This window comes from Ancylomarina euxina (assembly GCF_003863355.1).
Classification (GTDB): domain Bacteria; phylum Bacteroidota; class Bacteroidia; order Bacteroidales; family Marinifilaceae; genus Ancylomarina; species Ancylomarina euxinus.
Genome location: NZ_QQWG01000006.1, coordinates 41,423 through 56,273, shown reverse-complemented (window position 1 = coordinate 56,273; position 14,851 = coordinate 41,423). Strand labels below are relative to the sequence as shown.

The 14,851-nt window shown below is 35.9% G+C and carries 10 protein-coding genes; 6 read left to right on the top strand and 4 right to left on the bottom strand.

Annotation, left to right across the window (positions count from 1 at the left end; all coding sequences use genetic code 11):
* Nucleotides 1-227 precede the first annotated feature (227 nt).
* Nucleotides 228-2,420: a RelA/SpoT family protein gene (locus tag DWB61_RS07720; RefSeq protein ID WP_125030330.1), complete on the top strand. Its 2,193-nt coding sequence runs from the start codon at nucleotides 228-230 to the stop codon at nucleotides 2,418-2,420.
* A gap of 20 nt (nucleotides 2,421-2,440) precedes the next feature.
* Nucleotides 2,441-4,015 carry an HYR domain-containing protein gene (locus tag DWB61_RS07715; RefSeq protein WP_158614380.1) on the top strand — a complete coding sequence of 525 codons (1,575 nt, stop codon included), beginning with the start codon at nucleotides 2,441-2,443 and terminating at the stop codon, nucleotides 4,013-4,015.
* A gap of 155 nt (nucleotides 4,016-4,170) precedes the next feature.
* Here the strand turns inward: DWB61_RS07715 and DWB61_RS07710 are convergent, their stop codons facing one another.
* Nucleotides 4,171-5,784, bottom strand: a complete 1,614-nt coding sequence (locus tag DWB61_RS07710; protein ID WP_125030328.1) for a dipeptidase — start codon at nucleotides 5,782-5,784, stop codon at nucleotides 4,171-4,173.
* A gap of 444 nt (nucleotides 5,785-6,228) precedes the next feature.
* On the opposite strand from DWB61_RS07710, the gene DWB61_RS07705 reads away from it, so the two are divergent.
* Together DWB61_RS07705 and DWB61_RS07700 are read left to right on the top strand one after the other, a co-directional pair.
* Nucleotides 6,229-7,389 carry an iron-containing alcohol dehydrogenase gene (locus DWB61_RS07705; protein ID WP_125030327.1) on the top strand — a complete coding sequence of 387 codons (1,161 nt, stop codon included), beginning with the start codon at nucleotides 6,229-6,231 and terminating at the stop codon, nucleotides 7,387-7,389.
* A 74-nt stretch (nucleotides 7,390-7,463) separates the two neighbouring features.
* Nucleotides 7,464-7,889, top strand: coding sequence for a DUF3592 domain-containing protein (locus tag DWB61_RS07700; protein ID WP_125030326.1), 426 nt, complete (start codon nucleotides 7,464-7,466; stop codon nucleotides 7,887-7,889).
* A 10-nt stretch (nucleotides 7,890-7,899) separates the two neighbouring features.
* Here the strand turns inward: DWB61_RS07700 and DWB61_RS07695 are convergent, their stop codons facing one another.
* Complete coding sequence (locus DWB61_RS07695; RefSeq protein WP_125030325.1) at nucleotides 7,900-8,169, bottom strand: transporter suffix domain-containing protein; 270 nt, start codon at nucleotides 8,167-8,169, stop codon at nucleotides 7,900-7,902.
* A gap of 180 nt (nucleotides 8,170-8,349) precedes the next feature.
* Nucleotides 8,350-9,561 carry an L-serine ammonia-lyase gene (locus DWB61_RS07690; protein WP_125030324.1) on the bottom strand — a complete coding sequence of 404 codons (1,212 nt, stop codon included), beginning with the start codon at nucleotides 9,559-9,561 and terminating at the stop codon, nucleotides 8,350-8,352.
* Nucleotides 9,562-10,568: 1,007 nt separating this feature from the next.
* Here DWB61_RS07690 and DWB61_RS07685 point away from each other — a divergent pair.
* The gene (locus DWB61_RS07685) at nucleotides 10,569-11,285 is read left to right on the top strand and encodes a DUF6261 family protein (protein ID WP_158614379.1); all 717 of its coding nucleotides are present in this window, start codon (nucleotides 10,569-10,571) and stop codon (nucleotides 11,283-11,285) included.
* Between the two features lie 303 nt (nucleotides 11,286-11,588).
* Here DWB61_RS07685 and DWB61_RS07680 read toward each other — a convergent pair whose 3' ends face one another.
* Complete coding sequence (locus DWB61_RS07680) at nucleotides 11,589-12,221, bottom strand: DUF6266 family protein (protein WP_125030322.1); 633 nt, start codon at nucleotides 12,219-12,221, stop codon at nucleotides 11,589-11,591.
* 551 nt (nucleotides 12,222-12,772) lie between these two features.
* Here DWB61_RS07680 and DWB61_RS07675 point away from each other — a divergent pair.
* A complete protein-coding gene (locus DWB61_RS07675; protein WP_125030321.1) occupies nucleotides 12,773-14,842 on the top strand; it encodes a phospholipase D-like domain-containing protein in 2,070 nt (689 codons plus the stop codon).
* Nucleotides 14,843-14,851 lie beyond the last annotated feature (9 nt).

Below are 14,851 nucleotides of genomic sequence, written 5' to 3'. Positions count from 1 at the left end.
ACTCGACTCCAAACTTAGGAAAATTCATAGCATCTTATTTTAAGTTAAAAAAACGGAATCTATTTGTCATTGATACTTAGCTTTTATACTTTTAGTTGCATTATAAAAAAGCAGTTTGATTGCTTTTTTATTCAAACTAATATTTGGATCGATTTTTAAAGAAGCTAGAATAGAAAATGACAGAATTGATGCTTCAAATTTGAGTTCTAAATAGTAAAATGATTATTATGGTGGCTATTACACAGCAAGAAGAAGAAAGAAGACAAATACTATATCGATATAAAAATCTCCTTAAATCATGTAAGAATATTATCTCTCAGGAAGATATAAAATTGGTTAGGAAGGCTTTCGATTTAAGTCTTTTAGATCATGAAGGAGAGAGGAGAACAAACGGTGAACCTGCCATTTATAGAACACTTGAAATTGCCGAGATTGTCGTTTCGGAGCTGGGCTTAGGACGAACGTCTGTTATTTGTTCTATGTTATATGATATTGTACAGAAAAATCACATTAGTATTTCCGAAGTTAAATCACTCTTCGGCCCTAAGGTGACTCAGATTATCGAGGGCTTGGTTAAGGTAACAGAGATCTATGAGCTAAATCCAACACTTCATACCGAAAATTTCAGAAAACTTCTTTTAAGTTTTGCCGATGATGTACGCGTGGTGTTGATTATTTTAGCGGATCGATTGTTTCAGTTGAGAAATGCAGGAAATAAAAGCCAGGAACTACAAATTTCCTTAGCTAAGGAAATAAACTTCCTATATATACCGCTTGCTCACCGTTTGGGAATGTATCAGGTTAAATCTTCAATGGAAGATTTAGCTTTGCGATATCTTGAACCTGAACTTTACTTTGAGTTGGAGCAGAAACTTAAGGATTCGGAAGAGGAACGTGAGATTTACATTAAAGATTTTGTGGCTCCAATTCGTGTTGCACTCGATGAGCTGGGCATTAAATATAAGATTAAAGCGAGAACTAAATCGATTGCTTCTATTCTGCATAAAATGAAAAAGCAGCAGGTTGAGTTCGAGGAAGTTTATGATATTTTTGCCATTCGAATTATAATCAAAGCACCAGAAAAACGTGAGAAATCGGAATGTTGGCAGGTTTATTCTGCCGTTTCTGATTTGTATAGACCTAATCCAGGGCGTATGCGCGACTGGATAACCATTCCAAAAACCAATGGTTATGAGTCCTTACACACCACTGTAATGGGTTTGCAAGACAGATGGGTTGAGGTTCAGATTCGTAGTAAACGAATGAATAAGATTGCTGAAAATGGTTTTGCTGCTCACTGGAGATATAAAGGGGATAAGGGCGATGGAGGACTTGATAATTGGCTTCAGGATATTAGAGAAGTGCTTGAAAGTAGGCAAGACAGTAGTGTTGATTTAATTGATGATTTCAAGGCAGATTTATATAGCAAGGAGATTTATGTTTTTACTCCGAAGGGGGATTTAAAACAACTAAAATCTGGTTCAACCTTATTGGATTTTGCTTATTCTATTCATTCCGATTTAGGAGACAAGTGTATTGGTGGTACCGTGAATCAGCGTAACGTTTCTATACGCCAGGTCTTGCAAAATGGAGATCGGGTATCGATTACCACTTCTAATAATCAAAAGCCGAAATCTGATTGGTTGAGTTTTGTTGTAACGACTAAGGCTAAGAATAAGATTCGTCAAACGATTAATGAGGAAACTGTAAAGGAGGCTGATCTTGGGAAAGAGATGTTGATGCGCAGAATGAAGAATTGGAAGATTGAATTCAATGATGAGAACATACGCAAGCTACTTCATCATTATAAGTACAAGCTGGCTGCCGATTTGTATTATCATATTGCCATTGAGACTCATGATCTTTCTGATATTAAGGATATTTTAACGAAACAAAAGGAGGAGGGAAAAACACCCGCTGAGCCTAAAAAAATCGTTATTAAACCCCAGGAAAAAGGTGGTGAGGATGTTCTCATTGTAGATGAGAATATTGCCAACGTAGACTATAGTTTATCGAAGTGTTGTAACCCTATTTTTGGTGATGAAATATTTGGTTTTATTTCGATTGGTAAAGGGATTCGTATTCATCGTATTTCTTGTCCTAATGCCAACGAAATGCTAACGCGCTACCCATATCGTGTGGTTAAATCGAACTGGACGGCTAAGGGAAGTGCATCTTATCAAGCTGTTCTTCATATTACAGGAGAAGATGAGTTGGGTATGGTTAATCATATTTCGGAGGTTATTACTAAAGATTTACGCGTAAAAATGCGTTCGATACAAGTTGAGTCCAATGCAGGAGCCTTTGAAGGTAAGTTGACTGTTGTGATATCAAATATCGATCACCTGAATAATTTGATTGCTAAATTAAAGTTGATAAAAGGTGTGAGTAAAATTTCTCGTTACGATACGGTTGTATAAGTCATAAAAAAATCATTATGATGAAAAGATTAAGATGGGTTGGTGTATTGGGATTTACTTTGTTAAGTTCTATTTCTATGGCACAAAATGTTCCTGCCAAATCACTTTGGCTGAGAGCTGATATAGGTGTGAATCTCTCGGGAAGCCGTGTTGTTTCCTGGACAGATCAATCTGGTAACAATTGGAATGCTTCCGCTCCCTTTACTTCAAGACGTCCTTTGTATCAATTATTAGGTTCAAACTTTAATCCGACTTTTTATTTTGACGGATCAGATAATTTGGATGTTTCATATCGTAGTGGTCTTAATACTAATAATTTTACTGTTTTTTCCGTTCACCGTTTGACAGGAGGTAATAATAAGTATCGTTCTCCTTTTACTTCACGTGATGATCGCCCGCAAAAGGGCTATATTTTGTATGTTCAGCCCAATGGGACATATCAATTTTGGAATGGAGCAGGGAATAATGGTGGTTGGCAAGTTCTAAATACATCCAGATTTGCTTCTTCAAGTTCCGAATTACTGATATATAGAGGAAGTCGCAATGGTAATAATTTAGTTAAAACAGGTTATGTCAATGGACAAAGTTTCGCAGGTCCAACAAGTCATCGTTTTTCATCCAATAGTCGACGTCCATATCGAATAGGTGCAGGAGCAACAGAAGGGACGGGTGCTTATTTTTGGTATGGAGATATTTCTGAACAAATCATTTTTAATAGCGCTTTAACGACTACGCAGCGCCAAATTACAGAATCGTATTTGGCTATAAAGTATGGTATGAGTTTAGGGAATAACAGCCAAGCCATCAGTTATCTAAAAGCGGACGGATCAACAGTTTGGGATGCGAGTTCAACTTATCGTTTTGACATAGCAGGTATAGCCAAAGAGAATTCCCCTTTTGATTTGGATCAAAAGATTTCTTCTTCGGGAAATACGGACCTTAATACGAGTGGGAATGTTATTTTGGCAACAACGAACAATTTTACACTTTCGAATATCGATAATAGCAGACAAGCCTTGAGTGAAGGTCAATTTTTATTGTGGGGGCACAACAATCAAAGTATGAATTTCTGGGTGAATGTGGGTTGTTCTCAACGGATAAATCGTTTTTGGCGTTTACAAAATACGAATAATGTAGGGACAATTTTTTTACAAATAAATTTGAATAATTTTCCTGCTTCCTCAACAGGAACTTATACCTTGTTTTTAGACGATGACACAAACCTTTCGAATGGTGTAGTCAGTACACATGCTTTAGTTGGAAATGGGAATCAGTATACAACATCTTTTGATCCGCCTGATGGAGTGAGTTATTTTACGATTGGCGTACGGGATGAAACGCTACCAGTTATCTCTAATTGTCCTTCAAATATTCAAGCTTGTAGCGGAGATGTTATAACATGGACGGCTCCAACAGCAACTGATAATTGTGGAACGCCTACATTAACAGTAAATAAAACATCGGGGCAGATTTTTCCTGATGGTGATACCATCGTGACATATACAGCAACAGATGCTTTTGGTAATACATCTGAATGCAGCTTTACTGTATCGGTTAATTCTAAACCAGTGCCAGTTGGTGTCTTTTTCGAATAAATATGTATTAAGGTATGATCGGGCCTTAATTTGATTCCGCTTTTTCTTTCATGCAATATTGAATCATATCAAAGCTGTACAAAAAATCGATTAAGTTATAGAAAAAGAGGGTGACCATATTCCGGACACCCTCTTTGTATTAAGTGGAGTAGGGATTAGAACCCTAAACCAAACTTGCCCCAATATTTGTTTTCCAGTTCTTTCCAACGAAGTATGGTTGCTCCGGTGAAATCTCTTGTGTATTGGTTTAATAGTTTACGAGCTTCATCTTTCTTTCCTTCTTTAATCAGCTTAGCTATTTTGTTTTCAAGAATAGCACCGTCTTCAAAACCTTTATTCTCGAAATGAGCGACATCAGCCATCATTTCTTCACGGGTATCCTGCCAGGCAAGTGTAGCTAACTTATTTGCTTTGCGGTAAGCCCAAATTGTTGCATCTGCACGAAAACGCTTTTGTCCGCAATAGTTGAAAGATTCAGGTAATTCAGTCGCTCCAGCATAAATAGGAATACGTGGGCTTTGACCTGGATTATCGAATGAGAACCAAGCGACACCACCAATTTCATCAGGTAACCAGTCTCTCAATTGTGTGACAAAAGAATAAGAACACCATGATACAGCAACAGTACGCTGGTATTCAATGGAGCCTTCTTTTAGGAAATTACTTAAGTTACGAGTATGTCCATTTGGCCAAGGATGAGCATTAGGAGCTGTGATGGTATCTTGTCCAATAACTTCTTTTTTGTCGTTGTATTTTTTCTTAATGACTTTAAGGTTTTGAGTCATATCATATTTAGTCCCTTCATAGGTCTCTCTATACATAGCCATAACATCTTTTACAGAGATCTTATTGTCAGGTTTTACAGAGAAAGGTAGTTCGTCTGCTTCAAAATCAAGCTTCAAAGAAGGAGCAAAGTGATTAAGAATAAAGAATTCGCGAATTTTAAATGGTTTATCAACACCACCATATACTTCCCAAAATTTGAATTCCTTTTTGCCATCCCAACGCTTTAAATCTTTAGCAGCTTTAAAGACATTATCTGATGCCATAAAATAGTCAGAGTTCTTAAGGTCTAGCTTTCCAATACGAGAGATGTTAGCTGAAATACCAATATGATCATCAGGAATACGTTGAGCAGCCCAAACACCACCAATTTTATCCGGACCTTCACCAAGGATCTCCATTTGCCATACTTCTTTTTTATCAGCAATAGTGATACACTCACCCCAGTCGCCGTATCCGTGCTTCTTAATCAGTTTACCAATTAGTTGAATCGCATCGCGAGCCGTTGTACAACGTTGTAATGCAATTCTTTCTAGCTCTTCAATTAGAAACATGCCATTCTCATTCACTAACTCTTCAGGACCAACAAAAGTTGTCTCGCCAATAGCCAGTTGCTTCTCGTTTAGACAAGGATATGCTGTATTTAAGTAAGCAAAAGTCGATTCTACTTGATCAATCTCACCTACAAGCTTCATTTTTCTTTGATCATAGGCTGTTTCTGTTTTTAAAGTGCCTTTATAAACTTTATGAGTTGCGTTTTTGTCAAATTCTTGTGCTTTTTCCACAGTTAACCAGGTACGGTAACGTCCGTCGCAAGTATGACTGGTGATGACAGATCCATCCGTCGTTGCTTTTTTACCGACCATTATACTAGTACAACTTTCTCCAAAGAATGGATCGTTTTTTTGTTCTAAAACGCCTTGAGCATATGTGAATTGCAAAGCAATGCTTAAACTCAAAAGGGCTGTTAAAAATGTTTTTTTCATGTGTTGTTTAAAAGGTTTGTTATTCGTTTTAATTGCTATTTCTAGCTTTGGTTGTGTCTACTTTAAATTTAGAAGGCCAATATAGTTTTTTTACAATTGTTTTTTCATGATAAATGCAATGTTTATAGACAGATTTCTTTACTCATTACTTTTCCTTTGAAAATAGCTTGATGATTTTTTATGGCAGGTTTTTTTTAAGACTTTCCTGTGGAAAGGATAAGCCGATTTATCTGGCATACTGTGGTTTATTAGAAAGAGGCTAATAAGGCACAGTATTGGAAGTGTTAATTGCCATTATAAAACGGATAACAGAATCATTGGAGGAAAGCTGAAGCTGTTAAATAATGCTTAACAATTCCATATTGTTTTTAATTATTTGAAATTAAACTTAACTTGATGGCTCAAATTTTAGTGAACATTCGATAAAAAAATAAGATACAGATTATGAATAATTTTGATTTTTATAACCCCGTAAATATCCTTTTTGGAAAAGGTAAAATTGCAGAATTGAAGAAGCATATTCCTGCAGGTGCTAATATTTTAATCACTTTTGGAGGAGGTTCTATCAAGAAAAATGGAGTTTACGATCAGGTAATTGCTGCTCTTGATGGTTTTAAGGTTCAGGAGTTTGGTGGTATTGAGCCAAATCCGCATTTTGAAACTTTGATGAAAGCTGTTGAAGTGGTGAAAGCAAATAAAATTGATTTCCTGTTGGCCGTGGGTGGTGGTTCTGTTCTCGATGGAACGAAATTTATTGCTGCAGCTTCTTGTTATAAAGGAGAAGATGCCTGGGATATTTTGGCTAAGCGTGCCAGAGTCGAAACGGCTATTGATCTAGGAGCTGTCTTAACATTGGCGGCTACAGGTTCTGAAATGAATAGTGGAGGTGTAGTTACTAAGGCTGCAACGAAAGAGAAGCTAGCATTTGGTTCCCCTTTATTATTTCCTAAGTTTTCAGTCTTAGATCCTGAAGCGACTTATTCTTTACCTAAAAGACAAATCGCCAATGGTGTTGCTGATGCCTTTGTTCATGTGATGGAGCAATATCTAACATACCCCGTGAATTCACCTGTGCAAGATCGCTTCTCTGAAGGTTTGTTGATGACATTAATCGAAGAAGGAACGAAAGCTTACGATTCTGAAACACCAAATTACGATGAATATGCTAACATGATGTGGGCGGCGACTATGGCTTTAAATGGTTTGATAGGTGCTGGTGTTCAAAGTGATTGGGCAACGCATATGATTGGTCATGAATTGACTGCTTTCCATGGTATAGATCATGCTGTGACACTGGCTATTGTTCTTCCAGGTTTAATGGCTCATCTTAAGGATAAGCGCAGCGTGAAGCTATTGCAATATGCTGAGAGAGTTTGGAATATTGCCGAAGGTAGTGAGGAAGAAAGAATAGCGATGGCTATCGTCAAAACGGAGGCTTTCTTCAATCGAATTGGTATTAAAACACGTTTGAGTCAGCACAATGTTGGTCAAGATACAATTGATACGATCATTAAGAGATTTACTGACAGACGACTTCCTTCAATCGGTATGATACCTGATGTGAAAATTGAGGATGCTGAAAAGATTTTAGTCGATAGATTATAAGACACATTGAGAGCTTACATTTAATGATGTGAGCTCTCAATTTTAAGCATCCATACTAACCAATACTTTCTCAAATGAAACAAGCTCGCTATTTATTTATCAACCTTTTAATATTATTGGCACCGATTTATGGCAATTGGGATTTGATTATCAATGGAAAGCATTGTCAGGGAACAGTGATTGATATTAAGGAGATTAAGCAACAACTGTTTTATGAAACTTATCCTCAAATTAGTTATGAGGTGGGAAATAAGACCTATAAAATCGAAGGTCCTGAAAATGCCGATTACCCTATCGGTATGAAACTAGAGCTGATCTATCCAGAGGATGAACCTTCTGCTGCTATTATTTATTCTGTTTCAGGTTTTTTGAGCCAGTGGTACACTGTACTCGCTTTGGTTTTGCTCATTTTATGGAATGCTTTTTACTTGAGCTTCCTAAAGGGGAAGCCCAATAATAACAGCCATATTAAAATGGATAAGAATAAGTTATTAAACTAGGAGAGTAAGCCTAGTTTTGAGTCACCTTCTGAACTTTCAGGATGCGAAAAATAAATCTTTCAGCCCAAACAGGAAGGTAAGATGCAATCTTTACAATAATTTGTTTGCCCAGTAGATAAAGAGATGAATAAAAGAATACCTTATTAATTAGGTAGGTACCAGCAATAATTAATAATTTGTTTTCGGTAGGTAAATTTAAAAAAGGAAAGATCAGGTAAAGGATGAAAGTAATACCTGCTAAAATCATTAAAATGTAGCCAATCAATCTCTTCGAATTCATACGCCTCTATTGGTATTATTGTATTAAAATAAACTATAAGGATGAGTTAATTTTCACAATATGCTGCGCAATGTAGTGTTTTTTAGAGATGTACGGCAATTTGAAATGTTAAAAGATGCTAAGGTCTTAAAATAAAGGCATTGAAATTAAGATTTCAATGCCTTTATTTTTACAATATATTTAAGCTTTTTTGATTACTGGTCGCACAATTCGGGCCAAGCCACCTAAACTTGTTTCACGGTATTTCGATTGCAAATCCTTACCCGTTTGCATCATGGTTTCTACGACCTGATCGAAGGAAATTTTGTGAGAACCGTCAGAGAATAGTGAATACACGGCACATTCTCTCGCTTTTTGAGAGATAAAAGCATTACGCTCTATACATGGAATCTGCACATAGCCTTCAACAGGATCACAAGTTAAGCCTAAGTTGTGCTCAAAGCCCATCTCGGCAGCATATTCAACTTGCTTAGGTGTGCCACCCATAATTTGAGCCGCAGCACCAGCAGCCATGGCACAGGCAGTACCCAACTCGCCCTGACAACCGACTTCAGCTCCCGAAATAGAGCCGTTGGTTTTTACAATATTTCCGATTAAACCAGCTGTTGCTAATCCACGGATAATTCGTTTATCGCTATATTCCTGATCAACCTTAAGGAAATGTAGCACGGAAGGAACAACACCCGACGCGCCACATGTTGGTGCCGTGACCACTTGACCACCAGCTGCATTTTCTTCGGCAACGGCTAGTGCTGCTGCGAAAATAAGGCCGATATTACCCGTTGATCCAGTCGTTGTTTTCGAACGGATATAGTAAGAACCAGCTTTACGGGCTATACGTAGCGTGCCAGGTAAAACACCTTCTTCTTCGAGCCCACGGGCGATTGCATCTTTCATGACTCCCCAAACCTCTTCGAGATAATCCCAAATTTCTTTGCCTTCGCAAAACTCAACGTATTCCCAAAATGAGCGACCTTCTTCCAAGCACCAAGCCAGGATGTCATCCATAGTGGTTAGATCATACACTTGGCTGGCATCATTCAATAATCCGGAGTTATCTTTTAAGTCACCACCTCCTACAGAGTATACCTCCCAGGAGTCAATGCATTTTTCATTCTCCATAGCCTCGAAAAGTAAACCGTTTGGATGGATAGGTAATTCAATCTCTGGTTTCCAGATGATTTCGATATCGAGAGGCTTAATAACCGTTTCGATGACCTTATCGGTACCGTGACCAACACCCGTAGCGGCGAGGCTACCATATAGTGTTACACGAAAGCTTTTAATATTGGGATGCTTATCTTTAAACATTTTAGCTGCACGCCCTGGAGCGATGGTATGGCTACTGGATGGACCGTAACCTATCTTGTAGAGTTCTCTTAATGATTGCATGATTGTTTGAAGTATTTAATGTTCTCGGCAAATGTAAGAAATTCTGTTATATCGCCTGCTTAATTGTGATATTTAGTGACCTGTGTTAGATTTAAAACACCATATTTATCGTATGATACCTGTATGCAGCTGCAAATGTCGAACTGTAATTAAACTTGATCACTTTGGATATATTAAGGGAATTAATCACAAAGACATTAAGAGTTTTTACGCTAGGTACGAAAAGAAGTCTCTTTTACTGAATAGAAGTCGTGCTATGGCTATAAACAAACTGAGAATGTCATGGTAAGACGAGGTGTAAGGAATCCAGTTTATGGTCATACTGAGATCCTCAGAACAAAAAAAACGAACACCAGCCTAGGCCAATATTCGTTTTTAGTTTCAGGTATCTATCCACTGCCTTATATTGTCTTCCAGCCGGGAATGCCATTGGATCGAGATTATAAAATAACTCACACCCCGATAAGAAGAAATATAAAACCAGCCAACCCCGCAAAGATAGTAAAAAGATAGTTGAAGGAAGCGCAATTTTAATTCATGTTTAGTTCTTATTTTCTCTTTGGGTTTTACTTATGAGTATGATTGGCAAGGTATATATGTACCTGTCTGACAATAGTTGTTTTTAGCCATTGAATACCCTGGCTTACTTCAAGTAAAGGTCTTTCTGACCAGTTTCACTTCAAACTTAAGCAGATCTTAATAAAACTGAATGAAGTAAACGATCTTAAAAGAGAAATTAGAGAGTTAAAAATAAACCCTCAACTAAGATTAAAGAAAAAAGGCTTGGTTGTTGGGTTTTAAATCTTATTCTGGACAGTATCTACATTTGCACTCTAAAATAAAGTAATGTGAAAAAAGAATTAAGCTTAATTTATTGAAATTTAATTATTTCAAATAAGAACCCTTAGAATTCGATGAATTTTCATTCTTCTAATGCGGAGCAGAATGCATATTATGTCTATATTGAGTCTCTTTTAAAAACAACAATAACAAATAAAAAGACTAAAATGGGAGAACAAATTGTAATTAAATGTAAGGCTAAAGAAGTTCAAAATATTGCACATAATATACTCTACGAAATTAAAAAAAGAGATTGGTCTTCTGATACATTTATTACAATATTAAGCCAACGAATAGAAGAGGAAAATGAGGTTTTAACTAAAACTCTTGGTCAAATAGGAAGTTGTGAATTTACAGAAGAGATGGCAGCAAAGGATGCGATCTTTGATCGAGATTTCATATGCTTAGAGCAATTTGTAGAAGCCAATTTATATATGAGAGACAAGGATGTTGCGGCTAATGCTAGAAAAGTCTGGAACGTATTTGCTGCAAATGATCTAAAACTATATATTCAAAGCTATGAATCTCAGATTTCATCTTTTAATTCATTAATAAAAGAATTGGATTCTGATGAGCTTAAACCCTTATTAGATTCATTGGTTGGTGTATCGGATTGTCTTGATTTGGTAAGATCATCAGCAAAAGAATTGGCTGAGACCTATTTGCTCATGCAGAAAATCAGCGATGAACAAATGGAATTGATAGCGCCTTTGGCACAACAAAAAATAATTCGTGAGATTATAAACAACGATCTATTGCCATATCTAAACGTCATGGCAAGCGTAAATAAAGAGATTTATGGAGATATAAAGCAGGTTGTTGTTGGTTATATTGAGGATTTAAATCAGAAAATTAATTCGAGAACAACTTATTCTAAGAATTAAAAGTGTTATTCATATCAATAGTTCGTGAGATATGAGATTTGAGACATGAGAAGATTTGCAAACTGCTTATAACTAGGATGTTTCTGGAAACACAAACAATCTATTATAGTCTCATTATCAGACATCTACAAAACCATTCCGAACCATTGTCATATAGAAAGATAATCGTATTCAAAGAGTAAAGCGAGTTCAAATCTGATTTGGGCTCGCTTGGTTATAACACAGAAATATAGCCTGTTGAGCACAGCGTATAGCTGAGGAGAAGTTCCCTTTCGAGGAATAAAAGGGATCTTAAAACAGGACTTACAACTCCACCACATGCCCTAAAAATGACTCCTTATTATCAGATTGAATGGGTAGCCAACAACTTGCCGACCATAATGGTCCTCTTTCCCAAAAAGCAAAATACTCTTGTCCCTTAGGGTTTTCAATTTTTAATTCCTGTTTGGAGCGTTTAGCTTGAGTTTTTCTTATTTCAAGAGTACCATTAGGAGATATGATTAAAAGGGTCAGTTCGTCCTCCGCATCAGCTTTCTTTGTTGCTTTGGAAAAATGCCAGGTCAATTGAATGCCTCTCTCTGTTTGGCTAATTATAAATTGTTCCTGTTTCAGCCCATTTTCAGGTATAAGCAGGAGCTGCTCTTTTTGCAGTACGTCTGCAGCAAAGGCAGGCATATTAGTGGTCAGGAATAGGTTATATCCACTTCGATTTTCTTTTTTTGCAATGGGATTCCAGTAGGGATGAATCAATACTTTCAGAAGAGAGGAGGCGAATTTAGCTGTCTCTCCAAATTGAGACCTTCGCTTGCTTTGTTTTTTGCTTTTAGGGTTCTTTACTTGCTGGGGCATAGCCCGCATGCACTGCTTGCCATTGCGCACGTAGAAGATGACATTTCCCATGCGCCCACTGATTTGCAAGTTGGGTAGTTTGGCCATAATATTTTCGGGTTTGTTCCCTACAATATACAGATTATCTATGTATTAAGTCCAATAAAATTCGAATATAATACGGAGTTGATCCGAATTAAGTATAGGAAAAGGTCCCGGGAGTAACAATGGACTCAAGGATAAAGGCCTCCTTCGCAGAAAAGGTGCTATGGCGGACAAAGAAGGATAGAGGTGAGCTATTGCAAAAACATTTCGGCGAGCTCAGTTTTTTATTTTATTAATTCCCTACTTAATAACCACCTCCCCAAAACAAGTTTGGGTACTCCTTGACTTGCAACTGGAATAGCTTGCTGAGCCTGGTCACCGAGCCCGTCGAGATGCTGCCGAACCATCATAATTATATAGACTTATTCTATTTTATGTAAGCCTGGTGTTTTGCTGTTAATTAACTTATTGTTTGCTACATGTTTTTCATAAATTTGATAGTTTTTATGTATTTAGGTTAAGTTAGATTTCCTAATGTTTTTTGAACTGTAATAAAAGTTTGAAATGTTATAGAGATAGTTTGTAATAGATTTAATGATAATCAATTTTATTATATGGTAACGCAAGAAGTTTGGGATATAGATATTTATTCCAATATAAAAAAAGTATTAGAAGATTCAAGAAATGAGATATTGGTTGCTACTGCGTGGTTTACAGACAAAGATTTGTATGATGTGTTATGTGATAAAGTATCTCGTGGTTTATCTGTCAAAGTTATTATTTCAGACCATGAAGATAATAAACGGCTAGATTTTAATTACTTGGTTTCTCTTGGGGCAAATGTTAAAATTTTCCCTAAAAATGGTAGAGGTATGATGCATGATAAGTTTTGTGTCATAGATGATAAAATAGCAATAAGTGGTTCTTACAACTGGACTTTTAATGCAAGAAAGAATAATAGTGAATCTGTTATCTATACTCAGGATTTGCATACAGTTAAAAGTTTTAGAGAAAAATTTCATAAAATGATTGAAAAAGAGGAGATGAGAGTAATACCGGTGGGAAATAAAAAAAATGGACTAATTAATTTCTTTAAAACCCCATTTAGAGCTGATACTAAGGTGGAGGCTAAGGCGATAGAAAATTCATCTATAAATGTTGATTCTATAAGTAAGTTATTGCCTAAAGATGAGTTTGAGCAGAATCTTGATTTAATAGTTTCTTCAGAAGCTAGTGATTTCGATCGTGAAGTGTTAAATAAAAGGGGATATGATTTAGCTAAAAAGAATCATGGAGATTCTAAAATCATATTTAAAGCTTTGGATAGTATTTATTCAATTTTCGTTTATGAAATTGATATTATTGAAGAGAAGAAGCAAAAACTTATTGCCAAGATTAATGAATATAAAATTAAAACGGTTAATCTGTTAAAGAGTAAGTCATTAATTGAGCAGAATTCTGTTGAGACCAAATGTAATACCGATAAAGAAGAGGTTAATAGAAAGATTGATGGATTAAAGGTTGAAATTGAGACAAATTCGAAAACGATCTCAGATATTAATGAGGTAAGGAAAAAACAAAAGCAAGGAAGAATAGAGCAGTTTAAAAATGAAATTCTTCAGCATGAAAGAGAGTTCGTTAAGCCTAAAATTAATGTTATTGATATAGTTTCTAATGGTCTGATAAGTTTTGGATTGTTGATATATCTATTCTTTTTTTATTCTTCTGCTGGATATATATTGTTATATAGTGTTCAGGATGCTAAACTTGCAAAAGATTTAGGTAAACCTCTTGCAATACAGGAAGTCTTTAATCCTAAGGCATTGTCTTTGGCATATGATAAAGGTATTTCTGCATTCATATTTATTATGCTGTTTGTGTTTATTCCTCTTGGATGTGCATTGTTTAGTTCTAGTATCAAAAGAATCGAATTTACTGGTAAGTCAAATTGGTTTATAAGGAGAGGTATTGATATTTTACATTTTTTCAAGAAATATTCATTGGTAATATTGTTAGATGGATTTATTGCTTATAAAGTTGCATATGCTATCCATGAAGTCGCTTATTTAAGTGGGAATACTGCTGATAAATGGTCTTTTTCAATGGCAATATCTAATGTGGATTTTTATTTGGTTTTTGTTTTAGGTACAGCTGCGGTATTTTTATTTGAAGTGTTTTTTAACAAGATTAAAGTAGCCATCGAAGCTAGAAATGAAGATGTAGCAAAAGCCGAGAATAAGTTAATTATTTATCAGAAGAATAAGATGATTATAGAAATTAAGGAAAAGATGAATATTCTAGACCTTGAGAGCAGTGAGATTGAAAAAAAGAACATAGGATTAAAGAATAATTTAGATTCTTTGGAAAGAGAGTTGATTTATCTGCCAGATCAGGCAAGTAATAAAATTAAGGAGATTGAGAAAAAGCAAAATGTAGAGATTCACTCTTTGGATAATAAGACTGAGATTTGTATAAGTAATATCGAAAATGATAGATTTCCTATTTCTGTTGATTCTTTAAAAGATCGAATTAGTGTATTTCTTGAAGGATGGAACGAGTTGTTGCATGAAGAATATTCTGTCGGTAAGGCTAAACAATTTTCTGAAGAAGCAAGGACTGAAGCTGATGATTGGATGCAATCAAAGAAAACAATGGGACTTAATCCTAATATTAGTAATAACTAAGTTTATCTA

What these genes read in the sequence shown, in the direction of transcription:
- DWB61_RS07720 (WP_125030330.1), top strand. Translation starts at nt 228, where the DNA reads ATGGTGGCTATTACACAGCAAGAAGAAGAAAGAAGACAAATACTATAT.
- DWB61_RS07715 (WP_158614380.1), top strand. Translation starts at nt 2,441, where the DNA reads ATGAAAAGATTAAGATGGGTTGGTGTATTGGGATTTACTTTGTTAAGT.
- DWB61_RS07710 (WP_125030328.1), bottom strand. Translation starts at nt 5,784, where the DNA reads ATGAAAAAAACATTTTTAACAGCCCTTTTGAGTTTAAGCATTGCTTTG.
- DWB61_RS07705 (WP_125030327.1), top strand. Translation starts at nt 6,229, where the DNA reads ATGAATAATTTTGATTTTTATAACCCCGTAAATATCCTTTTTGGAAAA.
- DWB61_RS07700 (WP_125030326.1), top strand. Translation starts at nt 7,464, where the DNA reads ATGAAACAAGCTCGCTATTTATTTATCAACCTTTTAATATTATTGGCA.
- DWB61_RS07695 (WP_125030325.1), bottom strand. Translation starts at nt 8,169, where the DNA reads ATGAATTCGAAGAGATTGATTGGCTACATTTTAATGATTTTAGCAGGT.
- DWB61_RS07690 (WP_125030324.1), bottom strand. Translation starts at nt 9,561, where the DNA reads ATGCAATCATTAAGAGAACTCTACAAGATAGGTTACGGTCCATCCAGT.
- DWB61_RS07685 (WP_158614379.1), top strand. Translation starts at nt 10,569, where the DNA reads ATGGGAGAACAAATTGTAATTAAATGTAAGGCTAAAGAAGTTCAAAAT.
- DWB61_RS07680 (WP_125030322.1), bottom strand. Translation starts at nt 12,221, where the DNA reads ATGGCCAAACTACCCAACTTGCAAATCAGTGGGCGCATGGGAAATGTC.
- DWB61_RS07675 (WP_125030321.1), top strand. Translation starts at nt 12,773, where the DNA reads ATGGTAACGCAAGAAGTTTGGGATATAGATATTTATTCCAATATAAAA.